We start from the raw sequence: 25,217 nt of genomic DNA, 5'->3' as shown, positions 1-25,217 counted from the left end.
TTGCTCAGTGGTTATCTGAGTGCGATCGTTACAATTGCTTTACAAAATAGCCTCTGCCTTTAGGCGCAGGTATACCAATCCTGATGAGCTGCTTCAGTCTATGCAATTTAAGGATGAATGCAGCCTCATCCAACACCAACTGGGGTTTGGGGGAAAAATATCTTTAATCCTAAATCTTTAGATGCTTCTACGATGCATTTCACGCCACCCCCTCCCTTACCTACTGCAGCAGAACCCTACGACGGAACGCGTGTTGAGACTAAGCAAGCGATCGCTGCCTATGTAGAACAATTAGGTGACCTTTACGCCTACTGCTACCAAACGGCTCAGACAAAGCTTGGAAAGAATGCGACTCCTGTCGTTCTCAGTACTGCCACTACAACTCTCTTCCAAGCTGCTCGTGAGAAGTTTAATCCCTAAGCAATCCCTAACTCTACGGTTGGGCTAGTTGTGCTAATTAACTAATCACAACCCAGGCATAGGTTAAGGCCCCGATTAACCCTAAACCAACAACCAATTCCCGTTGCTCACGCCAGACACGGGTCACATTGTCTAGCAAAAATCTCACAGCAGCACGGCGTTCCTGACCTAGTTCTGCCATTAGCGTTGCAACTTTCGCGTCGACCTCTTCCAGCGAAACATCGCCCCGCTGATAGGCTGCTTCTAGCTCATCCAGCTTGCGCCAGTAATCGTTCGTCGCTTCTAGCAAATTAGGAATCATGGCTACAAACACATTAAGGTGTGTACTTTTGTAACACCTTAACGTGGTCATTCCAGTCATTTGTTCTGTAAAAGGTTAGAAGCGCTGTAGCTATTCAGTTAGAACCGCCTCTCCTCCTTTGTTCTCATAATTTCTCCTGTTCCTTGCGCCGAACCACGTCTGCGATCGCTCTAACGAGTAACTCCGGCTCAATCGGTTTGGTGAGGTGTTTCTGATAGCCTGCTGCCATAGCCTGCTGATAATCAATTTCGCCAGCATAAGCGGTTAGGGCGATCGCCGGAATTTGCCCACCCTGCTCTGGCGGTAAAGCCCTGACCTGACGCAGCAGCATATACCCATCTACGTCAGGCATTCCAATATCGCTTAACAGGACATCTATCTGCGTGTGGGACAGTGCAGCGAGCACCTCGCTCGCCGACGCAAAGGTTGTTATCTGTGCTCCCGCCTGTTCCAAAAGAAATGCCACAACCTCTCGCGTATCGGCATCATCATCCACAACTAAAACATGAATGCCAGTTAAACCTGCCTCCGGCTCCAGTAAGCTACCGCCCTGCATTGTGGGTGATGAACCTTGTAGCAGCGGTAGCTTCACTGTAAATGTTGCACCAAGCCCTTCCCCTGGGCTCTCGGCTTGAATGGTGCCGCCATGCAACTCCACTAAGTGATGCACGATCGCCAACCCTAACCCCAGCCCGCCAAACTTGCGGGTGGTCGCGCCATCCTCTTGCCGAAAGTAGGCAAAGACATGGGGTAGGAAATTTGGATGGATGCCCTTTCCGGTATCACGGACGGTAATTTGCGCCATCGAGTCTACCCGTTCTAACCGGATATCTACACGGCCTCCTGTAGGTGTGAACTTGATGGCGTTAGAGAGAAGGTTCCATACGACTTGCTGTAGTCGGTTGGAATCCCCGGCCACAGATCCAACATCTGGTTCTAACCAGGTATGAACTTGAATAGATTTGGATTCAGCGGGTAACCGCATGGTTTCAAGTGCCGCTTGAATAATCGAAGCTAAATCTGTTGGGGCAATATTCAGACTCAGTTTTCCTCGCAGAATGCGGGAAACATCGAGCAAATCTTCAATGAGTTCAGCCTGTAGGGCAGCATTACGGGCGATCGTTTCCAGTGCTTGACTCGTTTTGGCTGGATCTAGCTTTTGTTGTTGGAGCAGCTTGGACCAGCCCAAAATGGGATTGAGGGGCGATCGCAGTTCATGGGAAACAATCGCCAGAAACTCATCCTTGATACGGTTGGCTTGCTCTGCTGCTGCCCGTGCCACTTGCTCACGGATTAGCAGTTGTTCTCGTTCAGCTTCCGCTCGCTTTTTATCCGTTACATCCAGCACAAGCGACAGCACCGAAATCAACTGTCCAGTTTCATCGTGCAGACTGGAGTTATACCACTCGCAGTGAATGATATCGCCCTGCTTTGTGTAATTGCTGTTGGAAGAGAAGACATATGGCTCCTCTCCACTCATCAGCTGCTTACAGGTTTCAACGACTTCTTCAATACCCTCCTCAGTGACTATGGGTAGGTCATTGAGCAATTTACCCAATACGTCATCTGCCTGCCAACCAAAAATTTTCTCTGCCGCCCCAGACCAGCGTGTAACTTGCATGGCTCCGTTCCACTCAACCACAGCCATCGGCGTGTTCTCAACATGAAAATTGAGCTTTTGCAATGCTTGTTGAAGTGCTTCCTCCGATCGCTTCCGTTCCGTTAAGTCTAAATAAAACCCAATAATGTCCTGTTGCTGATCGTAGGGTTCATCCAGCAATGCCGCTCCGATCAAGATGGGAACACGTGCGCCATCTTTGCGAATGTATTCCTTTTCAAAGGGTGTTGCCACGCCTTTTACCTTTAGCTCTTCCTCCGCTGCTACATCAAGCGGTAAAAATTCTGGTGGGGTTAAATCTGTCCATTGCACTTGTCCTGCTTCAACTTCCTCACGGGTGTACCCCACCATGTTGAGAAAATAATCGTTTGCATAATGAATGCCACCTGCAAAGTTGCCAAAGGCAACACCAAATATATTTGACTCGGCAAGACGACGGAACCTCCGCTCACTTTCCTGCAGCACTTCCTTATCTCGTTTGCGATCCGTAATTTCGGCTGCAAATACGGTGATTCCCTGCTCTGATGGGTAAACACGACATTCAAACCAACGGTTCCAGGGTAAGTGCAGGTACTCAAACTGGAGATGCACCTGTTCACGCATGGCCCGGTGAAATTGAGGGTAGACCTCGGTGTTCACAGCCTCTGGGAAAAGATCCCAAATGCTATGGCCTATCATCTCTTCACGAGATCTGCTAGCCATCTTACAGAGGCGATCGCTGACGTAGGTATAGCACCAGTTGTGATCTAGAACAAAGACGCCGTCACTAATACTGGCAAAGATAGTTTCAACCTGTTTCTGTGCCATTTCGGCTTCTTGCCGTAATAGCTGCTCTCGTTTCGCGGATTCCTGCCGTGCTTGTTCTGCTAATTTCTCCTGGGTAATGTCGCGAACTTCGATAATGGTACCAAGGACGCGATCGCCCTCCCGAATAGGACTAGCTGTATAAGCCACAGGATAAAAATGGCCATCCTTGTGGACAAACACCTCCTCCCCTTGCTCCTGATTATTCTGAGGAAATGCCTGGTCAATGGGACACTCACAGAGGGGGTAAGGACGGCCATCTGGGCGGGTGTGGTGAATGACATCATGCAAAGCACGCCCCCTTGTTTCTGAAAGGCTATAACCTGTCAGGGCCTCCGCAGCCGGATTCATATAAACACATTCTTGGCGCTCATCCATGATGAAGAGAGCAAGGGTTGCATTATTGCAGACCACCTCAAGCTGGCGTTTGTAAAAGTCAGCAGGCAGCGCTTCTTGAGGTAATCGATGATACTCGCTCAACAAAAAAGTCTGCTCGGATACCATGCTTGCTTCTCTTCAACCTCCTAATACGTAATTGTTACTTGTGTGTTCTGCCCACAGAGCCAAGACACTGCGCTTTTTCATTCAATTAGCTTGTCACAAAGTAGTCACTCTTTGAGCGTGCTGGGTACAATAAGCCCCCTGCTATGCAACAAGTGCAGCACTAACAAGCTGCATTTTTACTCACCTTAGCGGTTACCTTATCTCTCCCTATGGATTGATATAACTCTAAGGTACGGTAAATTATTCTATGGCTCACCTTAAAGTCTGTTTGGGTAGCCGCAAGAAGTGTTGATTTTTAGCACGTATGATGTGCTAAAAATCAACACTTAAAATAGCTGCTGATTCTCTGAAAGATTCTGTAGTTCTCCTGCAAAACCTTAAAGCCGAACCAAGAGAAGTAATAAATCATTATCTTTACTTGAGAATGTAATAGAAGGAGAAACTACTGAGGTCATCTCTGTGATTCTAAAAAAATATACCTTAGGAAAGCCTAAGCAACCTCTCTTAAGACAGACCTGGCAAGCAAAACTAAATAGAAGTCTTCTACTGAGTAGAAGTAAAACGGTTTTAGCAAAGTTAGCAGTAATCTATTTACTGCGATAATACTATTCTTTGATTTTTTCATCCGTCTTTAGATAGACACATTTGCTCTTAGAGCTTAATACGTGGCTGTATCAACGATGGAGGCTAGGTGACCCGTTGTGATGTTGTGATGAGCTACTTAACACTCCCAGAAGTGTATGCATCCGTGAACAATTATTCTACCATTCTCCTAAAACCAAACTCTAGAAGTTCTATCTTTCGGGTGCGAAACACCCCAAAGGTAGAACTTCTAGAGTTTGGTACAAGATTTAAGGAAAGCTACACGCCATGTGGCTTTTCAAAAATACCTGTCCTACCGGGATTGCGTAAAGCAATATGAGTTACAGCCTCAAGGAGTCACTGCTAATTTTACAGGCAAGCGAATGACGAAATCTGTTCCCTGCCCAGGTTTCGAACGGCAGATTAACTGCCCTCCGTGCTTCTCAACGATTTGATGGCTAATAAACAGTCCTAACCCTGTTCCTTTACCCATCGGCTTCGTAGTGAAGAATGGATCAAACAGCTTCGTCTGAATTTCCTCTGCAATACCTCTCCCGTTATCCTGTATCGATACTTCTATCCAATCAGCATCAATACGGCGGGTGCAAACAATAATGATTTTTGAAGAACCTTTATCTGTCTTAGTCGTTTCTAATTCATCGATCGCATTTCCAATCAAATTCATAAATACTTGGTTGATTTGCCCGGCATGGCACTCTACGTCTGGTAAATCGCCATAGTGCTTTTTAATCTGAATAGGTTCGCCAGAGATTAGTTTTAGGCGGTGCTGGAGAATGAGAAGTGTACCTTCAAGACCCTCATGCAAATCAATCGCTTTTACCCCTGTTTCATCCACCCGTGAGAAGTTTCGCAAAGACTGTACAATCTCGCGAATTCGCTCTGTTCCCAACTTCATGGATGCACATAGCTTGGGAAAGTCTTCTTCAATGTATCCCAAATCACTATATTCGAGAAGTTGACGTAAGGATGGTGCAGGATCCGGAGTATATTCCTGATAGGCTCGGAGCAAGTTTAATAAAGTTTGAGTGTACTCTTGAATGTGCGTCAGATTACCACCAATAAAGTTGATTGGATTGTTGACTTCATGGGCGATACCTGCCACTAACTGGCCCAAACTAGACATTTTTTCACTGTGAAATAACTGAATCTGGGCTTGCTTGAGATCGTTCAACGTCTGGGCTAGTTGTTGTGCCTGTTGTTGGGTCTGCGTCAATAGTCCAGCGTGTTGTAGAGCAACCCCCAGTTGTACGGCAATATGATTTACAAATTCAACTTCAGAAGCTTTCCATTGGCGAGCCGCAGAATGTTGATATACACCCAATAATCCCCAAAGATTAGTTGCCGCAAAAATGGGAATGACCATAAAGGCCTTAATATGAAACTGCTCTAGAAGATCAATGTGGCACTGCGTATACCCTTGCTCGTAAACGTCATTCACAATGGTTTTCTCCCCACTGCAGTAACGTCCGCCCTGGGTTTCTTGCAAGTAAGTATCATTCCAAATGGTACTGACGCCAAGCTTCCCGACGCTGCCCCACTCTGTTGTTACAGCTTCATAGCTACCAACAAATTCTCCACCCCAGTTGGCATTAAAGCGGTAAATGGCAACCCGTTCTGCTTGCAGCACTTTGCTTAATTCACGGGTAGCACTTTGAAAGATGGTGTCTATCTCCAGAGACTCGCGAATTCTGGCCACGATGTGGAATAGCGCCATCTGCCGTTCCACTAACCGTTCTAGTTCAATATTCGATTGTTGAAGTTGTTCCGTTCGCTGTCTTAGTGCTTCGGTACGTTCTTCTACCTGTTGTTCCAGGCCCGAATTGAGGGACTGAACCTGCTGGTACAACCGATACTGCTTCACAGTCGCCGCAAAGCGCTCTCCAAGAGCCTGAGCATAGCGAATCTCCTCGTCTGTCCAGGATTGTGCCTGTCCCTTTTTAATTTGTCGCCAAACTTCAAAGGATTGACGCGGCATCAATTGACGGGTATCAGGATTGTGATAACCCGCCCACTCAATCTCAACATCCAGTTCGCTCCGAAAAAAGGTTAGGCAACCAATAATGTGTGCCCCATGTTTGAGGGGAATAATCAAGGCACTGCGAATTTTTGTGCCATTAAAAAACGGAGCTAGGGTGCGAAGTAAGGGTTCTTGATAGATATCATCTACAGCCCAGGAGGTCGCTAAGGGCTTGAAGCTATAGGATGATTCTGCCAACTCATAAACCGATCGCATCCACTCAACCGACCAGGGGCGATGCCCTGTTTCATCAGAATCATGCTCTAAAATAGAGTGCAAATATTTTTGCCATAATAGATTTTCTTCAATGGGACGGCCCTGGGCAACATCGATTAGAGCAGGTTGTTCGCCCCACGTATAAATTTCTCGCTCAGACTGAGAATCAGCGAACAAGTATAGCCTGCCACCGGCCTGAAGCGTACTCGATGCGAATTCTAAAGTATCTTGCCAATCAACGGTAGGAGAGGTTTGGAGCCGAGCTGTAACACAGTTTATATTGGCTTCCTGCCGGGCTTGCGATCGCACCTGCTCCAGTAGAACCGATTGGGCGATCGCAATGCCAACCTGATCTACCACCGCCTGAATAAATTGCAACTCATCCTCCGTAACCGTGCGAGGCTCTGCATGGTGTGAAACTAACAAACCCCAAAGTACGTGGGAGGACTGGAGCGATGGCGGATGATAGGTTCCCGCCGTTTCCCCTTCCAGGACGATGGGAACGACAACAGAGGATTGAACCCCCATTGCTGTTAAGTACTCTCGGTGGCAAGGATCGACAGGGCGATACCGAATATCAGTGGTGCTGAGTGCTTCTTCTGTATCCGGGCAGTTTAAGTGACTAATCCCAATTTCATGGCTATCTAAATTTACAATCGATCGCTGACGAGCCCGCACGAAGAGTTCACGGGCATAGCGGGGAATATCGTCGGCGGGAAAATGAAGCCCTAGAAGGGAGGGTAGGCGATCGCCTTGCAACGCCTCTGATACCACTATCCCATGCCCATCGGGTTGAAATTGATAAATCTTAACGCGATCGCTTTCCAGATAGGCTCGAACTTCCGCTGCTGTTGTACTCAAGATCGTCTCAAGATCGAGGGATTGGCGAATACGATTGGCAATGCGGTGTAATAACCCTTCTTGGGTCAAAGGTGGAGCCGGATTTTGAGAAAACAGCATAGGGTGGTAACTCAACAGAAATTGAAAGTTGCCAAGATTAGAGTTCCCTTAGACTATGAAAAATAGCTTCAAGCTGTATAAATAGCTATTCCATTTATCACATTCTCTGTATTTTTTCTCAAAGACTAAACTCTATAAGAAGGTGCGTGAATAATACGCCTCCTTCGCCTAGCCTACAGGCTCTCTAAAAATTGCTTGGAAACAAACTTTTATGATTGCAATTCTACTTTAGGTAAACAAAGCTCGCCAGAGTAAGTAGCCTAACTCAATTAAACATAAAATCCTAAAAAGCTATGCCATGCGCTGTGCATATGTCACAGCTTTTTAGGATTTCATGTTCAATCATGTCCACTTACTCAGCCTAAAGAACTGGAAGGCGGCTTGAAAAGGTTCGCCATGGGTTGATTTTTCGTGTGCATCGCACAAAAAATCAACTTTTCAAACAGGCTCTGGTATCAATTTAGTTTTAACTCAATCATTGAGCCTATCTATGTTATTTGCGGGGAACTTTAAACATCTATCTAAAGGCATAGAATCAGACTATCCTATACCATTAGTTCGGACAGTTTTTCTAAAACCCTTGCTTTTGCGTGCGCTTTGCGCACGCAAAAGCAAGGGTTTTAGAAAAACTGTCCAGAGTGTTACTATACGAAACAATTAATATGAAATGCAGTTAAATAACCATCCTGAGAAATGGTGCTGACAGTGTCCATCATTCTCTCTATAGTAACCATAAACCAGGGACTATATTAAAAACGGACAAACAGAAGCTCGTGCAGAATTATGAGTACGGCGCAAAGCCTGTACCAAAACCTAGAGGGAAATTTTTCGCCGCTTAGAGACAAAAAGTTTCCCTCTAGGTTTGCTTTTACAAAGATGCAAGACATGAGTAGTGCTAAACCATATCGTGCTGGGCTTCAAATGCTTGTTGAGTGAGTGGAAGTTGCATGATGAATTGAGTAAGAGATTGGCTGCTTTCTACCCAAATAGCACCACCCAGCCGCTGAACTAACTTTTTGACCAGAGACAAGCCTAAGCCAGTACCCCCGTGTTTCCAGGGATCGTTGTTGGGAATGCGATAAAACTTTTCGAAGATGCGATCGCGCTCTACCTCCGGAATTTCCACACCTGTATTGCTGACTTCGATCAATATAAAGTCGCTACTGTGGTTTGACACTAAACGGGCCGAAACGTTGATATTTTCTCCAGGTGGCGTGTACTTAAAGGCGTTTTGCAGTAACTCTGTCAGTGCCCGTTCTAAATAGGCCAAATCGGTTGTGAGAGGTGGTAGGTCTTTGGGAATGGTAATATCCAGGTGTTGCTCTTGGTGATGAGTACGCTCAACAAACGGCTCTAACACATGAGCAATCCAGAACTGCAGATGGATGGGGGATAACGTGAGGGGATCTGCACCAGAATCAAGCCGAGTCAAATCTAATAAATCATTAATCAGCCCAATTTCCCGCTGGTATTCTGTTTGCAGGATTTGGAAATAGCAATTGATAGGATTTGTTTCTGGCTCAAACACACCCAACGGACGCAAGCACATCTCCAGCATCTCAATAGCCATTTTTATACCAGACAGCGGTGTTCGTAATTCATGAGATACCGTACTCAGAAAATCATCTTTGAGTTGATTGAGCCGTGCTAATTCTTCTACCTGTGCTTGAGCAGCGTAATATAAGCGAGATTGACGAAGGGCGATCGCGCATTGATTCGCGACCTGTTGTACGAGCCGCACCTCCTGATCATTAAATCCCATGCTGGAAGGCTTGAATAACCAGAGATCACCCAATACTCCCTGATCATCCATCAGAGGGCAAGCAAGCACAGCCAATAATGACTGGTCAGATCGTAGAGGATTAGAAGCTACATCACAGAATTGGCAAACCTGTCCTTGTAGCAAGAATTGATAAATTTCCCGATTGGGTGCGTTTGCAATAACGAAGGTTTTTCCCTGAGCTGAGGATAGATGGTTGCTAGATTCATAGGCAATGGTAGACGTGGTCTGATCGGCGTTGTAAATGCCTGTGTCACAGCACACTGTTCCTAGCCCTTGAGCCAGTTCTTGCACAGCAGACCGCAAAATTTCCTGTTCATCCAGACTGTCACGCACCTTATCTGTAATGCGTTTAAGCAGGGCTTCAAAATCCAGAGCTTGCTGAAGTTGCGCTGTACGTTCCTGAACTTGCAATTCCAGATGGGTGTTCCAGTGCTGCACTTGACCGTACAGTTCAGATTGCTGAATGGCGATCGCGACCTGAGTTGCCAGTTGTACGACTAGCTCCCGCTCTAACGACTGCCAATGCCGAGGACCATTGCACTGATGGGCCACTAATAAGCCCCAAAGTGTTTGCCCCTGCCAGATAGGAACAACCAGTTTGGCTTTCACCTGGAGCCTTTCCATCAATTCGATATGGCACTGGTTCAAACCTGCAGTGTAAATGTTATCCCTTACCTGAATTTTGCGATCGGCATAGACTTGTTCGCGATTTTCAACGAAGTACGTATCCCGAATTTCCATATTCAGGATGGAGTTCCAACCGGAGGCCACCGATTCTGTCACTACGATACCACTCCAGTCCGGGTTAAAGCGGTAAATGATAACGCGATCGCATTGCAGAAAGTGACGCACTTCCGTCACCGTCGTATTGAGAATGGCCTCAAGATTAAGTGATTCACGAATATGTTGAGCGATCGCTGTGATCATGCGCTCCCGTTCTGTTTGGTGCCGTAGCGTCGCTTCTGCCTGCTTTTGAACGGTAATATCAGCAAACGAAGTTACCACCGCGTAGGGATGAGATTGATCAGGACGTGACAGCGGTTGAGAGTTGATAGAAACCCAGGTGAGGCTGCCATCCGGCTTGTGAACACCCATCATGACGTTCGACTGAGGTTCTCCTGTTCGCAAGGTTACCGTAGCCGGGTGTTTTTCTCGGGGGAACGGCGAACCATCCTCATAAATCGCTTGCCATTGCGGATTAATGGGGGTGCGGCCCATCATCTGTTCCGGGGTGAGGCCTAAAATCTTCTCGGCACTACGGTTGTAGGCCATAATTTGGCCATCAGCCTGCTGAAGCACGACCCCCTCTGCCATCACAGACACAACCGAGCGATAGCGCTCTTCACTTTCCTGTAAGGCAAAGAGCAGCGCATTTTTAGACTCAAACTCGGTGGCCAGTTGAATTGAAGCCGTGAGAAACCCGGCCATCAGTTGTAGGGTCTGGATGTCTTGCTCAGTGAAGGCAGCAGGCGTTTGGGAGAAAACCTTTAATACGCCCATACAACCGTCTGTGACCTTCAGGGGAACCACAACCATAGATCGCACGCCAGCCTCACGGCATACAGCTAAATTGACGTTTGGCTCAGTCTCGACATCGTCACATTGCAGAATTTTCCCTGCTGTCATACAGCACCCCGATAAGCTGTTTTCAACGTGCAGTCGAAGACCCAGAGAGGATACTCCCATGCCACTTGCAGCCCGGCAAACTAACGCATCTTCTTCCAACAATTCAATCACCGCCCCCGATGCCTGAGTCAAGGCTTGAGCATGCTCAACGATCAGGTCCATGACCGCATCCAGATTAGGATGGTTCAGGGCGATATCCTGTTGCACAGTGATGATGGTGGCAAGCCGCTCAGATTTTTGCTGAAGCGCCGCTTCTGCTTGCTTTAGTTCAGTAATGTCAACTGAGTTACCAATGACGCCTTGAACCTGATCATTCGCATCAATCCAGGGGCGAATGACGGTTTGATACCAGCGCAACTCTCCATTCGCGGTTGTGATCTGTTGAATGTGCTGTTGAGTCTGGCGACTCTGCATAATTGCTTGATTGCTCGCCAAAAACTGCTCAAGTTGCCGCCAACCAAAATTGGGATTAAATTCAGGTTCCCGTTTTCCCAGCATGGTTTCCACGCTGCTGCCGTGAATTTCAGTACTGGCCTGATTTACCACCAGTAGCCGACCCTCTTTGTCTTTTACAAAGATAGAACTGGGAACCGTATCAATAACTTGGTGGAGAAAAGCTTGCTGGGCTTCGAGGTTGGCTTCTGCTTGTATGCGATCGCGCAGTGCAACTTCCTGAGCCGTAATGTCTTTCTCATTCACCAAAATCATCACTTCGCCCGTAATCGGATCATTCACACGTCGTGCATCCATCCCATGCCAGCGAATGCCCTCTAGCGTCAACACTTGCGTTTCAATGCTAAAAACTTCTTCAGCCTCAAGTACAGCCATGGCTTGCACTCCCACCATGGGATCAACAAAATGGTGCAGGAATGCATTTTCCTTACTCACATGAGGGTGAACAGTATCGCCGTAGCAACGTAGTGCGGCTGGGTTTTGTAGCAGGGGCACACCGTCTAGCGTGTAGAGCGAGATCATGACGCTGGTGTGTCGCAGGGCTTCGAGCGATCGCAGTGTGGTCTGGTCGATCTGGTGCGGCATTTCCATCGTCCCCTCCACAAGCATCGCCAATCGGCCCTTCTCGATTGGGATACCCGAGCAACGGCACTGTACCGATACGGGATGCCCTCCTGGATAGAACGTCCATTGCTCTACCAGAGTTTTGCCCTGTTCAAACTGCTGCAAGTAGCTCTGTAAACGAACCTGCGTGGATTCTGACACCTGGCCAAAGTCACGGGTTAGTAGCTCATCTCGGCTGGCTGCATTCCAAAGATGTAAGGATGCTTGATTCGCCCAATGGATCTGCGATCGCTCAATGTCATAGATCCAAACTGGATTTTGCAGAAAATCAAAGGCTTTAAGAGACACAACCTCTCCACCATGACAATCTATTTGATTAAAAGACGAATGACTTGGGAGGTTAGCAGATACGGGTTTCGCGTCACTCATTGGGGCAATCTGCTCTGTCTGAAGCTGTGGCAGACCCTCTTGCAGCACGACGGGTTGCCCAGAGTTTAGACTTTGAATTTTGCATCCCAGTTGCATGGCAAGGTGCTGCAAAATCTGGGTGTCAAGTGGCAGCCATTGACGGGGGCTTTCACACTGATGGGCAATCAGCAACCCCCATAGTTCTGGTAATAGACATTCATCGATGACTGGGAGCAGAATCGGCACGACCAAATTAGCACGTACCTGAAGCTGAGCCAGCAGCGAGCGATAGCAAGGCACGAGGTTTGCCGTTTCCCGATCTTCAACGGCATGCACGCGTCCCTGTTGATAAAGACGATTCCATTTCGCCTCAAAACAGGGGTCATAAATGAGCTGCCCCTGGATAGGTTGCCAGTTGTCTCCCACGGATTCCGCAATCACGACCCCATCTCCCTCCACCAAAAAGCGGTAGATGACCAGGCGATCGCTCCTTAAAATTCCTCTAGCGCCATGAGTTGTGGCCGCTAGAGCTGTATCCAGATGAGCAGCACAATAAATCTGCCGAGAGAGGTTTGTAACCTGCTCCAAAACCTGTCCCAAACAAGCGTTGGCATGATGAAACGGCATAGTAAAGGGCGATAGGGTTCAGAGATACTTGTAGTATTCACTACATTGACCTACTGAAATAAGAAGGTTAAAGAATTTACACGATGTATTAATAAAATATTAATATTTGCTGACCATGTAGATGTTACGCACTGAACTATTTCTTAAGAAGGTCTATGTAGTGTCTGACCTTCCTGGGTGGGGTTTCTTAAGCCTCTGGCTGACAGCAATTCTCATTTTGAAATCCAAGCCGAAAATAGCCCGCCGAAGGCGGGCTATTTTCGGGGTTTCAAAGCTGAGAATTGCTGTCTGATTGACGGGCTTTGTGAAAAACACGCACGATGTGCCACGAGTAGGTCATGTTTCAAACATGTAGATGGGATGGGGTGCATCCCAGTTTTGTTAATGTGGCGGGCGAAGCCCGCCACATTAACAAAACTGGGATTTCAATCTGCAAAAGTGGGATGTACCCGATGGGATGTGCTGAAAGGGGCATGAAGTGGTCCTTTCCCATCCCCATCCACACATCTAGAACATTACCCTACGAGTGGTGCTCATCAGCGGAAAAGTCTTCCCTGGCCCCTTTTTAAGCTCCTCCTTAAGAGTGGCGGTAGCGTTATCCCATGTGTCCTACTGTGGTACAAGCGATCACGATTAGCAATGTCCTTCACAAAGTCCTTACCCATTCCAGATTTGATTCGTCACCTCCGGCAGCATCTCAACCTGTCCCAGGAAAAATTTGCTGCACAATTAGGGGTTTCCTTCAAAACGGTGAATCGGTGGGAGAACGGGCATAGCTTACCCTCCCCGATGGCAATGAAATTACTGGAAGAATTGCTGAAGTCAACCGGGGAAGCAGAGAAAGGTTTGTTGCAGCAGGATTTCTCCAAGGGAGAATGGGATGTCTGAAATGTTGCCCTCTACGGGTTTGAATGATGTTCTGATTACTGCCGCCTTAGCGCAGAGGCCGAGCCGAACCCCAAACTTACAAGCCGAGACTGAGGCGCTTCATACCGTAGCGCGGCAATTGGCAGAGCAGTCCCAAACCATGCTCAAGACGCTGGTAACGGTGGCGAAAGACTTATGCCAGGTAGGGAGCGCTGGGGTGAGCTTGCTAGAAGTTACCCCTGATGGGGAAGAGATGTTTTGTTGGAGTGCGATCGCCGGAGCATTAGCTGAGCACGAGGGGGGAACAATCTCAAGGAGTTTCAGCCCCTGCGGTACCTGCCTGGATCTCCAGAAGCCTCAACTTTACTCCCATCCTGAACGGTACTTTACCTACTTAGAGGAAGCAAAAACGACGATTGTTGAAGGGTTGACCATTCCCTTAATGGGGGCGACTAACCCCTTAGGAACGATCTGGGTCGTGTCCCATGACGAATCACGCCAGTTTGATCTGGAAGATGTGCGGCTCATGACCAGCCTCGCAGATTTTACGGCGGCTGCCCTGCAAAGTATTCATCTGCGCCAAGCGGCTGAGGTGGCCTTGCAGCGAGAGCAAGCGGCCCGTCAAGACGCGGAAGCAAACCGCCGAGCTTTTGATGAATCGGCACGACGAGCCGTTGAAATTCTAGAAAGTATTACGGATGCTTTTGTCTGTGTCGATCAGGATTGGCGGATTACCTATGCCAATCAGGAAGCCGCGCGAGTGAACGGTCTGCAACCGGAGGAAATGGTTGGAAAAACCTACCAGGACATGGAGCCGTGTGCGATCGCCACTGTTCTAAAACAAATCCAGTGCCGCATCACCGCAGAACCAGAAATAACGCAATTTGAGGTATTTGATGAATCTTCGAAGAAGTGGTTAGAAATTCATGCTTATCCTTGTAAGGTCGGTTTCAGTGTTTATTTTCGAGACATTACCGAGCGCAAACAAGACAAAGCCAGACGCCAGGAAGCGGAATCTGCTCTCCGAGAAAGTGAATCCCGCTTTCGTTTAATTGTCGAGAGCGCAAGGGATTATGCCATCTTTACCCTTAATGCCAGTGGTATCATCACCAGTTGGAACCCTGGAGCCGAACGGTTGTTGGGCTATCATGAGGCAGAAATCATCGGTCAGCCCAACTACATAATCTTTACCCCAGAGGATAGGGAAACTAGACAATCCGAGAAGGAACTCCAGACCGCGCTGGCTCAGGGGCATGCAGAGGATGAACGCTGGCACCTCCGCAAAGATGGGAGCCGGTTTTTTGCCAGTGGTTTGATGATGCAACTGCGGGATGAAGCGGGCAACCTTCAAGGTTTAGTCAAGATGCTGCGGGATAGAACCGAAGCGCATCAGGCCGCAGAGCGAGAGCAATTTTTGTCCCGGGCGAGTGCTGTATTAGCGGAGACTCTCGATTACAAAATCACGTTATTTAACATTGCACAGTTGGCTGTACCATTTCTAGCCGACTTTTGCTTCTTTGATATTCTCAGCCCCAGCAACCAGATTGAGCGAGCGGCGTGGTACCACGGTGACCCAACCAAACAGGAGTGGTTTGAGCAGCTACAGCAATACACCCCACCTCACAAGTGTGAGAGCCACCCCATCACAAAGGTTCTGAGCACGGGTAAAGCCAACCTGATGTCTCACGTTACCGATTCATGGATGCAAATAGTTGCTATTAATGCTGAGCACCTTCAATTCATGCGAGATTGCCAAACGCGATCGCTCATCACCGTTCCCCTTACAGCTCATGGTCGCAGGTTAGGAGCATTAACCCTGGGCTTAACCGCAAGTTCTAACCGCCGTTATACTCCAACAGATTTGGCTGTTGCAGAGGAACTCGGGCACCGGGCTGCACTGGCATTTGATAATGCCCAACTGTACCAGCAGGCCCAGGAATCCAACCGGATGAAGGACGAATTTATGGCGGTACTCTCACACGAGTTGCGATCGCCTCTTAACCCAATTCTGGGTTGGATCCAGATGCTGCGGAAAGGCGTTTTGGATGCAAACAGAACGGCAAAAGCCTGGGCAGCCATTGAGCGCAATGCCAGGCTGCAAGCCCAACTGGTTGAGGATTTACTGGATATCTCGCGCATTCTACGTGGCAAGCTCAGCCTGAATGTGGCACCTGTTAATTTGGTGGCGACCGTTCAAGCCGCGATGGAGACTGTTCAGTTGGCAGCCCAGGCCAAGTCCATTGAGATAGAGACAAGGCTAGACTCTCACGTCGGATTGGTTTTAGGCGATGCAACCCGATTACAGCAAGTGGTTTGGAATGTCCTCTCTAATGCGGTGAAGTTCACACCAGAAGGCGGCCAGATTGAGGTGAGCTTAGAGCATCAGGATAATCAGGCTCTGATTACGGTAAGGGATCGGGGCATTGGCATTCATGCTAGCTTCCTGCCCCATGTGTTTGACTACTTTCGGCAAGCAGATGGAGCAACTACACGCCGCTTTGGGGGGCTGGGACTGGGGTTGGCGATCGTGCGTCAGTTAGTGGAGGCCCATGGTGGATCGGTGCAAGTAGAGAGCCCCGGCGAAGGGCAGGGGGCAACCTTTACCATACGGTTGCCACTGATAACTGCACAGGCCGTTCAAGAGGAGAATAGGCAGCCTTCAGAGGAGGACTTTAACTTACAAGACACGCAAATCTTAGTCGTGGACAATGAACCCGATGCGCTAGAGTTCGCCACGTTTGTTTTAGAACAAGCGGGCGCAAAAGTTATCTCGGCAACATCCGCTGATGAAGCCCTGACCTTACTCAGCGAATCCCAACCGGATTTGCTGGTCAGTGATATTGGGATGCCAGACATGGATGGTTATATGTTGATGAAACAGGTGCGATCGCTTCCACCGGAGCAGGGAGGTAAGGTTCCGGCGATCGCCCTGACTGCCTATGCCGGAGACATCAACTACCGGCAGGCTATAGCAGCAGGGTTTCAACGACATATTTCTAAACCGATAGAACCAGAGACGTTCGTTAAAACAGTTGCAGCTCTAGTGCAACCGACTCGGCATGGAGAAATTTAACCCAGGTGCTAAAAAATACCTTCTTGGGAGTATGTAATATTTTTTAAAATGACTTGAAATATATTCACTGATAGCATTGTTCTGCTACGTCAATACGGATAGAGGCAATTGTTAAACTGCCCCGGTCTTGAGCAGGGTCGGGTATGCTTAATTCTCTCTCCCAGTTTTTCTGCGAATCGTGCTCCAGGTCTTATTCAAAAGCACCTGCCACTCAAAAACGATTGCTTCCATGTATCCCCAACAGTCATCGAACCCTCTCATAGCTGTGGACCCTGCCATTGACCGACGTCCACTCACGGTGTCGCCTGATGTTTCTGTCAGGGACACAATTATGATGATGAGCAAAGCGCAGAGCAGTTGTGTTCTGCCGGGGCTGGAACTCTCGCTCAATACCATTTTGATGAGCGAGGCACGAGCGAGTGGCATTTTAATTGTAAACGGGACACAGCCCTTAGGAGTATTTGCCGAGCGAGACGCGTTACAGGCTATTGTTTCGGGGCAAGACCTAACAACGGTAAAAATTTCTGATGTGGTGTCGCGGTCCATCATCGCCTTAACCCAATCGAGGGGTCAAAATACATTGACTGCCCTTGCGCAAATGCGTCAGCATCGGATTCATCATCTTCCAGTCCTTGATGAGCAGGGACAATGGCTTGGTATCGTGACCCTACCGAGTATTCGCAAGGTCCTACAGTTAGATGAATTATTGAAATCAAAGCAATTAGGCGCAATCGTTTCTCCACCAGCCATTTACGCGCCTGCAACAACAACCATTCTTGATCTGGCCCAACAGATGGTCGATCATGCGGTTGATTGTATCGTACTAACGGCAGCTCATGAGACAGAGAATAATTCTTACCCAGTAGGGTTGATTTTAGAGCGGCATATCCTTCAACTTTGGTCATTAGGGCTAGATTTATCGCAAATACAAGCCCAAACGATCATGAGCACACCATTTCTGCACTTTGCATCGTCAGAGTCAGTATTAGTTGCCTACTGGAAAATGCAGCAAGCAAGAGTACAGCGGTTTGGAGTATACGGAGAGCAAGGCGACCTTTTAGGCGTGGTCTCACCAACAAGTTTCCTGCAAACGTTGGACTTGAACGAGATGTATAGCGCGGAGGAGGAGCTACAACAATCGATTGAGCACTTTAAAATCTCACGCACGGAATCTGAAGACCAATACCCAGAGCTTGACCGCCAGTTATTAAAAAACCCGTCAGGCTTATTAGAGCAGTTGAAGTGTAGTCAGATTCTCGCCACAATGGCGCTTCACATTCGAGAATCCCTTACCCTGCATGACATCCTCCAAAGGAGTGTAGAAGAAGTTCGACAATTTCTTAAAACTGACCGGGTCATCATTTACCAGTTCAACCCTGACTGGAGTGGCACGACTGTGGTTGAGTCGATCGAGAACGGTTGGAGACCTGCCCTGAATAGTAGTATTCGAGATACTTGCTTTGGGCAAAACTATGCCCAGGCCTACAAAGAGGGACGGACTCAGGTTTGTGAGGATATTTACACGGCTGGTTTAACTCAATGTCATATTGACATTCTGGCTCTCTATGATGTTCGAGCTAGCCTAGTCGTACCAATCCTTCAGGGAGAACATCTGTGGGGATTGTTGTGTGCCTACCAGTGCTCTGGACCGAGACGATGGCGAGCATTTGAAGTTGAGTTGCTAAAGCAACTGGCAACGCATATGGCGATCGCCATTCAACAATCAGAGCTATATCAGCAGGCTCAGAATGAACTTAAGGAGCGTAAACGAACTGAGGAGCAACTAAAGCTATCGCTGAAAGAGAAAGAAGTTTTACTAAAAGAAATTCACCACCGGGTCAAAAACAATCTCCAGGTAATCTCCAGTGTCCTGCGCCTCCAATCAGACTACATCAAAGATGATAGGGTACTCGCGCTATTTAAGGACAGCCAAAATCGAATCCGTTCAATGGCGCTGATTCATGAGAAGCTGCATCAATCGAGTAACTTGCTCAAAATCAACTTTGCTGAATATATTCGTGACCTGGCCGATAACTTGCTTCGCTCCTATGCAGCTAATTCGAGAGCTGCAACTTTACGAACTGAGGCAGAGAATGTTTGGCTCAATATTGATACAGCGATTCCCTGTGGATTGATTATTAATGAATTGGTTTCTAATGCCCTAAAACATGCCTTCCCAGCCTCCAATCCAGAAAATGAAATTGTTGTGAGAATCTTTCCCACAGCTAACAAGCAATTTACATTAGGTGTTCAAGATAATGGAATTGGCTTTCCACCAGAGCTGGACTTTCGTAATACCGAATCACTCGGTTTAGAATTAGTCTGCATTTTCACAGAACAGTTAGAAGGTACGATTAAACTGGATCAAACTAACGGACGAGGAACAACTTTTACAATTACATTTTCAGAATTAGAGAATACTGGGAAGGTACAATAAGTGGCTTCTGAAAAGATTTTGATTGTTGAAGATGAAAGAGTCGTTGCTCGAGATATCGAGAAGCGGTTAAAGAAGTTAGGATATGTTGTATCCGAATCGGTTGCTTCTGGAGAGGAAGCCATTGCCAAGGTCGCAGAATTACGACCTGATTTAGTTTTAATGGACATTCGGCTAAAAGGCCATATGGATGGTATCGAAGCGGCAGAACAAATTCGAACTGATTTTGATACCCCTGTCATTTATTTAACAGCTTACGCCGATGATGCAACCTTACAACGGGCAAAAGTAACTGAACCATTTGGGTATATTGTTAAACCGTTTGATGAGCGAGACTTACAGGTTGCGATCGAAGTTGCCCTCCGCCGTCGTTTATCAGAGACGGCCATCCGCGTCGCTCTGGAGAAAGAAAAGGAGTTAAGCGAACTAAAATCTCGATTTTGGTCAATGGCGGCTCATGAGATCCGGAGCCCGATGACATCTATTCTAGGTTGCGCCCAATTGCTTGAGCATGAGTATCACAATTTGACTGAGGAGCGGCGACGCGAGTTCCTATACATGATTCAGGAGTCGCTCCGAACTATGGATCAATTGTTGAACGATTTGCTGGCTATTGGTCGTGCTGAAGGCGGAAACTTGAAGTTTGAACCAGCACCTTTAGATTTAGAGCAGTTTTGTCTAAGCTTGGTGGAGGAAATACAATTTAGTGTAAATCCTCACCATCGCATTAGGTTTAATTGCCATGGTGATTGTGAAAATACGTATTTGGATCAGAAGCTTCTCAGACACATTCTCACTAACTTAATCTTAAACGCAGTTAAATATTCGCCTCAAGGTGGCACCGTCTATTTTGATCTTTCCTGTGCTCCGGAAGAAGTCACACTACAGGTTCGAGACACAGGCATTGGAATTCCCCTTGATGCCCAACAGCGTTTATTTGAACCTTTTCAACGAGCAAACAATGTCGGCGATATTCCAGGCACAGGACTAGGGTTGACTATCGTAAAACGGTGTTTAGATCTGCACAGTGGGCAAATTGCTGTTGAGAGTGAAGTGGGTATAGGAACAACCATAATTATTAAATTACCACACCACCAATATGCAGATAGTCAACAGGAAAGTACCGTGTCGAGTTGAAAAGAGTTCCGGGATGCTTACCCATAGTTGTACTCAATAGTTCAACCTGCTTAAACATAAGATCTAAAAGGCTGTGCCGCTCTTCGTAAGCAGCACAGCCTTTTGAATCTTATGTTTATAACAAGTAAAGTTAAATGCTTATGATAAAAAGTAGCGCGGCGCTTTGCGCCGCGCTACTTTTTATCATAAGCATTTAACCTGGCATAATATTAATCACAACCGCCCACTTCAGGAAATTGAAAGTATGACAGAACAAAGCTTCTAAGCTCACCACTTCTAATAGCTTGAGACTTGAGGAAATCGCCCTCTGTAAGGGGCTTTCAGCGATACATACAATATCTGTTCACCTAATCCTTCTCTGTGCTATTTTCTTCAATAACTTCTAGATAGCTAAGCACTCCATCTAGCGTCCGATAACCGACTATCCTTCCGGTTTCCACGTTGATAAGAACGTACTGTTTATCCAGCAGCTGAAGCTGATAGCCACGTCTTGAAGCTACTGCTGCTGCATACTTTTCTAAAGCATTCATGACAGCCTACCCTAAAAAAGCGTCCTCTAAAATCTTCTGTCGCAAACATTACTTCAAATTATTAGGGTGGTTCATATCCTTTTTATTGTTTACAAGTGACTATTTTAGAGAAAAGGGTGTGAGGATCTTGTGTGGGTAATAACAAGCATTTCCATAAAAATCATAAATAGCAACCGTGCTGAAGCCGAATCACAGCCATGTCTTTAGATCTGATTCCATAAGGAATTTATATTCTTTGAATGAATAGAAGAGGCAAGCGATCGCTACTATTTAAGCAAAGCTACCTACATGAGGTAGGGCGATCGCGCCAAGAACCACCCCGGCTCCAGATTTATATCATGTCGGGTTAAATGCCTATGATAAAAAGCGGCGCGCCGCTTTTTATCATAGGCATTTAACTTTACTTGTTATTAGGTGTCTTGAGAACAGTTTTTCAAGGATTTACCTACCTCTCAGGAGCGAAATAAGCAGGTAATTATGGGTCCACAGGAGCGAAATATGAAGGGAGAGGTGGCTATTCCTATGACTCCTCCCAAAAGGCTGTTTAAAAACAGTAACGTAAGCGCTTTGATTTTATTTATCAAGCTCAATTTAATGCTGTTTATAACAGGATTGGAGCAAGTTCTAGTCATACCCAGAACTCGCCAAGTAATGCCGAAAGATTCTGCTATGTGATGCTATTGATTCAGCCAGTATTCATAGTTTCTGTTCGAGTGCCTGGTATGGGACACCTAACAAAAAACAGACCGTTTCTATACGAGGTGGAGTTCGTATGAACTGCTAAGTGACTCACTCTGCTGTAGAAAAAATATGAAATTCAAAGATATTGAAAATCCTCAAATAACTGAAGGGTTTTACCAAACTGTTACTAGGGCAGGAGTGCCTACCTATATGCCCTGCAGTATCATTACCGGGACATATCGAGGGAATCGGATTACTGCCAAATTTCGCACACCCTATGGCGTTTCTATCCCTGACAGCGAGGAAGCATTTTCAGTACAGTCTGACACCTTATCTAGCGAAGACTGAATTCCTGGTACTTCACCATATGGGTGCATCCCACTTTTGCAGATTTGGAAACCCACTTTTGTGCGTGAGGCGCACCCTCACCATACCAATTTTGACAGGTGAGATGCGGCACAGCAATTCTCATTATGAGCTTCAAATCCGAGAGTTTGCGCCCGACGGGCGAGAACTCCTTGATTTGAAGGCTGAAAATAGCCCGCCGAAGGCGGACTATTTTCAGCCTTCAAACCAAAATGAGAATTATTGGATGTGGCAGGCGAAGCTTGACACATCTCACCTGTCAAAATTGGTGGCCTGTCACAATCTTTATGGTGGTAAACAGCAGAAATCAATCCATGTTTGGCAGGGGAGGATGATCTGCACTTTCCACTCTCAAACATGGGCAAATTTAAGCTGTTGATTACTAGAGCAGGTACCCAGTCTGCTTGTAGACTAATCCAGTCTTAACCTGAAAGCGATCGCTAGCTCTAGGAACGTTAAATACATAACAAAACAAAAAAACTATAGACAAAATAAAATTAATTTCATAGATATTTCATTTGTTTCCGATACGCTCTCTGATATGGGTCAATGACTAACGTATAGAGGCTGCGATCGTCCATGACCGAATCTGCATACATTCCCGAACGAGTTGTCGAGTTGATGTCATTACCATTAGGCCAGTTTACAGAAGTAACGAAGGATATCAGTCCCAGGCCATGCGACCCGGGGAGTGAACCAGGATTGTTTCTGCGGATTGAACCAACTTTAGCTAACATTCCAACAAAACAGCTACTTCCCCGACTACTCCGGGAGTACCGCAGTGGACGTCAAATCTTTAATAGCTGGCTACAACTGGCCTTAGAGAAATGGGCAGCGGAAAGCCCTGATGAAGCCAATGCTTGGACAAAACTTATGTATGACGGTCAACACCCCTAATAAGTGGTACTCCTATTTCTTAAAGGATAGAGAAAAAAGGCTGGTTTTAGAAGTTGTGCAAAGCGTAACTTCTAAAACCAGCCTTTTTTCTCTATCCTTTACAGAAGTGTACTACCTTATTTGGATTTGGGTGAACAGTTAGACGAAAGATACGGTGGTAAAACTACAGCTCCACGGAAGTGGATAGCAATGCATTGGATTTTTGAAGGAAAAGAGAAGGATTATAACTATGCTGGTTACACCATTCGATAACCTTCTCTTCAATTAAAGCCACTTCTTCAGGTAAGAGATCCTCTCTCCAACGACCGCGCTTTGCTGAATCGATATGGTTCATGTGAAGTAGTGTTTCTTCATCGTGATAATCAACAATTTCGCGGTGATCGTTAGGGTTTAAAGGCGTTTGTAGAAGTTGTTTGCGAAAACATTCAATTCGTTGTTGTTGAGATTCTAGGCTATAGTCATCTGCAATCTGTTGGCATTCCTCCAGGTTAATATCCAGATTTAGATGGTGGGCAATTCTGAGGACTTCTTCAGGTGGGTTATCCATTACCCTCTGGTATGTAGAAACAAGTGTATTGGGTAATGTTGTCCAAATTTTATAGTTATTCAAGCATGTTTCTAGAAAACCCTCATTCCATATAAATTGAAATGACTTTTGACGCTGTTTGAGATAAGACGAAAAAACATCTCGGACATCCCTAAAGATGTAAATTCCTAATGCATTATCTTGTAAAAACTCTGCCTGGATGGATTCTGTGCAAACATGAACTTTGACGACCTTGAAACCCGGTTTATGGGTATGGGTACGTTGTATTTCTGCAAAGCGATACGCATCAATCCAACCAATCTGCTCGCCAACTCCTGCATCTTTTACCAGCCGCGTTGTGATTTGAAACTGTAGAGTTGATGCTGACCGGAACATGCCACCACAAAAGACCCACATAGGCTTCTCTCATGCAGAAATCACACCTAACCTACAGTTTCCGGCTACTGTTCTGCCTCTCTACCAGGATAGGTATTTGTAAACTGGATCACAATTGTAGTTTGGATTACAATTATGTTCCCTGTTTTCTACAAAACTCTTTTGTGTGTCTGACAATAAGCAAGGTTAAATACACACAATAAAAAGTGTTGTGACGTGGTGTGCCATACCACTTTTTATTGTGTGTATTTAATACGACATAACATGAAGCGATGCAACAAAATGCGTAATTATTCTTTGGGCTGGGGAACACGTAGGCGAGGAACTTGGGGCTGTGTCAGCAACGATCGCCATAGTTCTTGATATTGGGCTGTCATCGACTGGATGGTGAAGTGCTGAAGGGCTACTGCACGGGCATTCTGACCTAATTGGTGACGGAGGTCGGGACGATCGCGCAAGTACATCAAGGCTGCCACAAGGCCATCGACATCGTCCTTATCGATCAAGAGCCCGGTCTTTTCAGGGATGATCGCTTCAGCAACGCTACCTACTCGGGTGGCAATGATGGGGCGGGCTGCTAGCATTGCTTCCACTACGGTAAGAGGAAACCCTTCGGAGCGGGAAGGTTGAACAAAGACATCAAACGTGGGCAGGTATTGTCGAGGTTGATCGACCCAACCGGGTAGGAGCACGCGATCGCTAATCCCTAATGCTTCTGCCAGTCGCTCCAGTTCACCTCGGTAAGCTCCGTCACCCACGATAACCAATTTGGTCCCTTCAACCTGGGCAACCGCTCGTAACAGGACATCATGGCCTTTCATCGGATCAAGCCGTCCGATGCTACCGATGTGGAACCAATTGTGCTCGGTTGAGGTTGCCTTGTCTGAAATACAGGATGTTGGATCAAGCTCGGGAACGCCATTGGGAACCGATAGGACTGTCCGGCGTCCGAGCGCATAAAAGTCCTCCATTTTGCGTCCACACTCCTGGCCTACGGCGACATGAGCATCGACGCGGAGGCTTAGCGATCGTGTCCTGAGCCAGGTCCATAGATCCGTTGTTCGCAGAGGAAGTTGATCGACCCGCACGACCCGTGCTTGGGGTAGAGAGAGGGCAGCCAGTAGCCCTGTTGCGCAAGCCCAGGGAGTGCAGAGGTTGAGATGAACAATATCAGGTAGGAGGCGATGGAACGTGGTCAGGTGCGATCGCAGTGCTGCTAAACCTGTGGCTGGTAGCACATAGCGTTGGGTTTGAGGGCGATGTCGAGCGATCGCATTGACAACGGTTGAATTAACGCCAACGACTGTTATTGTAATGTCGGAAGAGGCGTTGGTGACCAAATGGCCAAGGCTAATTTCGGCTCCACCAATACCAGCGGAGTCCGTATAGGCCAGAACGTGCATGAT

General features: G+C 47.0%; 13 protein-coding genes. 6 read left to right on the top strand and 7 right to left on the bottom strand.

Features of this window, described 5'->3' with window-relative positions; translation table 11 throughout:
* Positions 1–117 precede the first annotated feature (117 nt).
* A complete protein-coding gene (locus H6F91_RS01350; protein ID WP_190770434.1) occupies positions 118–420 on the top strand; it encodes a hypothetical protein in 303 nt (100 codons plus the stop codon).
* A gap of 37 nt (positions 421–457) precedes the next feature.
* Here H6F91_RS01350 and H6F91_RS01345 read toward each other — a convergent pair whose 3' ends face one another.
* The 4 genes from H6F91_RS01345 to H6F91_RS01330 all read right to left on the bottom strand — a co-directional run bounded on the left by H6F91_RS01345 (position 458) and on the right by H6F91_RS01330 (position 12,904).
* On the bottom strand, positions 458–721 hold the full coding sequence (locus H6F91_RS01345; RefSeq protein ID WP_190770435.1) for a hypothetical protein: 264 nt from the start codon (positions 719–721) through the stop codon (positions 458–460).
* Positions 722–845: 124 nt separating this feature from the next.
* Positions 846–3,647, bottom strand: a complete 2,802-nt coding sequence (locus tag H6F91_RS01340) for a PAS domain S-box protein (protein ID WP_190789191.1) — start codon at positions 3,645–3,647, stop codon at positions 846–848.
* A 931-nt stretch (positions 3,648–4,578) separates the two neighbouring features.
* On the bottom strand, positions 4,579–7,443 hold the full coding sequence (locus H6F91_RS01335) for a GAF domain-containing protein (RefSeq protein ID WP_190770437.1): 2,865 nt from the start codon (positions 7,441–7,443) through the stop codon (positions 4,579–4,581).
* An 895-nt stretch (positions 7,444–8,338) separates the two neighbouring features.
* Positions 8,339–12,904 carry a GAF domain-containing protein gene (locus tag H6F91_RS01330; RefSeq protein WP_190770438.1) on the bottom strand — a complete coding sequence of 1,522 codons (4,566 nt, stop codon included), beginning with the start codon at positions 12,902–12,904 and terminating at the stop codon, positions 8,339–8,341.
* A gap of 639 nt (positions 12,905–13,543) precedes the next feature.
* Between H6F91_RS01330 and H6F91_RS01325 the strand changes: the two genes are divergently transcribed.
* From H6F91_RS01325 to H6F91_RS01310, 4 genes are all read left to right on the top strand, one after another.
* Entirely contained in the window at positions 13,544–13,792 is a 249-nt protein-coding gene (locus H6F91_RS01325; RefSeq protein WP_190770439.1) for a helix-turn-helix transcriptional regulator, read from the top strand.
* Positions 13,785–16,844, top strand: a complete 3,060-nt coding sequence (locus H6F91_RS01320; RefSeq protein ID WP_190770440.1) for a PAS domain S-box protein — start codon at positions 13,785–13,787, stop codon at positions 16,842–16,844. The genes H6F91_RS01325 and H6F91_RS01320 overlap by 8 nt, the downstream gene beginning before the upstream one ends.
* 331 nt (positions 16,845–17,175) lie before the next feature.
* Positions 17,176–19,281, top strand: a complete 2,106-nt coding sequence (locus H6F91_RS01315; protein ID WP_199307579.1) for a histidine kinase dimerization/phosphoacceptor domain -containing protein — start codon at positions 17,176–17,178, stop codon at positions 19,279–19,281.
* Entirely contained in the window at positions 19,282–20,415 is a 1,134-nt protein-coding gene (locus H6F91_RS01310; RefSeq protein ID WP_190770442.1) for an ATP-binding protein, read from the top strand.
* Positions 20,416–20,762: 347 nt separating this feature from the next.
* On the opposite strand, the gene H6F91_RS01305 is transcribed toward H6F91_RS01310, so the two are convergent.
* Entirely contained in the window at positions 20,763–20,945 is a 183-nt protein-coding gene (locus H6F91_RS01305) for a hypothetical protein (RefSeq protein ID WP_190770855.1), read from the bottom strand.
* A 1,626-nt stretch (positions 20,946–22,571) separates the two neighbouring features.
* On the opposite strand from H6F91_RS01305, the gene H6F91_RS01300 reads away from it, so the two are divergent.
* A complete protein-coding gene (locus tag H6F91_RS01300; RefSeq protein ID WP_190770856.1) occupies positions 22,572–22,889 on the top strand; it encodes a hypothetical protein in 318 nt (105 codons plus the stop codon).
* 163 nt (positions 22,890–23,052) lie between these two features.
* Here H6F91_RS01300 and H6F91_RS01295 read toward each other — a convergent pair whose 3' ends face one another.
* The gene (locus H6F91_RS01295) at positions 23,053–23,832 is read right to left on the bottom strand and encodes a sulfotransferase domain-containing protein (RefSeq protein ID WP_190770857.1); all 780 of its coding nucleotides are present in this window, start codon (positions 23,830–23,832) and stop codon (positions 23,053–23,055) included.
* A 269-nt stretch (positions 23,833–24,101) separates the two neighbouring features.
* Positions 24,102–25,214, bottom strand: coding sequence for a glycosyltransferase (locus H6F91_RS01290; RefSeq protein ID WP_190770858.1), 1,113 nt, complete (start codon positions 25,212–25,214; stop codon positions 24,102–24,104).
* Positions 25,215–25,217 lie beyond the last annotated feature (3 nt).

The sequence above is a fragment of the Leptolyngbya sp. FACHB-8 genome (genome assembly GCF_014695575.1).
GTDB lineage: Bacteria > Cyanobacteriota > Cyanobacteriia > Elainellales > Elainellaceae > Vacuolonema.
This window is presented reverse-complemented; position numbering and strand designations above follow the sequence as displayed.

Coding starts and splice junctions, on each gene's coding strand:
- H6F91_RS01305 (WP_190770855.1), bottom strand. CDS start 20,945: ATGAATGCTTTAGAAAAGTATGCAGCAGCAGTAGCTTCAAGACGTGGC.
- H6F91_RS01315 (WP_199307579.1), top strand. CDS start 17,176: ATGATGATGAGCAAAGCGCAGAGCAGTTGTGTTCTGCCGGGGCTGGAA.
- H6F91_RS01345 (WP_190770435.1), bottom strand. CDS start 721: ATGATTCCTAATTTGCTAGAAGCGACGAACGATTACTGGCGCAAGCTG.
- H6F91_RS01320 (WP_190770440.1), top strand. CDS start 13,785: ATGTCTGAAATGTTGCCCTCTACGGGTTTGAATGATGTTCTGATTACT.
- H6F91_RS01290 (WP_190770858.1), bottom strand. CDS start 25,214: ATGCACGTTCTGGCCTATACGGACTCCGCTGGTATTGGTGGAGCCGAA.
- H6F91_RS01340 (WP_190789191.1), bottom strand. CDS start 3,647: ATGGTATCCGAGCAGACTTTTTTGTTGAGCGAGTATCATCGATTACCT.
- H6F91_RS01295 (WP_190770857.1), bottom strand. CDS start 23,832: ATGTGGGTCTTTTGTGGTGGCATGTTCCGGTCAGCATCAACTCTACAG.
- H6F91_RS01330 (WP_190770438.1), bottom strand. CDS start 12,904: ATGCCGTTTCATCATGCCAACGCTTGTTTGGGACAGGTTTTGGAGCAG.
- H6F91_RS01350 (WP_190770434.1), top strand. CDS start 118: ATGCAGCCTCATCCAACACCAACTGGGGTTTGGGGGAAAAATATCTTT.
- H6F91_RS01300 (WP_190770856.1), top strand. CDS start 22,572: ATGACCGAATCTGCATACATTCCCGAACGAGTTGTCGAGTTGATGTCA.
- H6F91_RS01325 (WP_190770439.1), top strand. CDS start 13,544: ATGTCCTTCACAAAGTCCTTACCCATTCCAGATTTGATTCGTCACCTC.
- H6F91_RS01335 (WP_190770437.1), bottom strand. CDS start 7,443: ATGCTGTTTTCTCAAAATCCGGCTCCACCTTTGACCCAAGAAGGGTTA.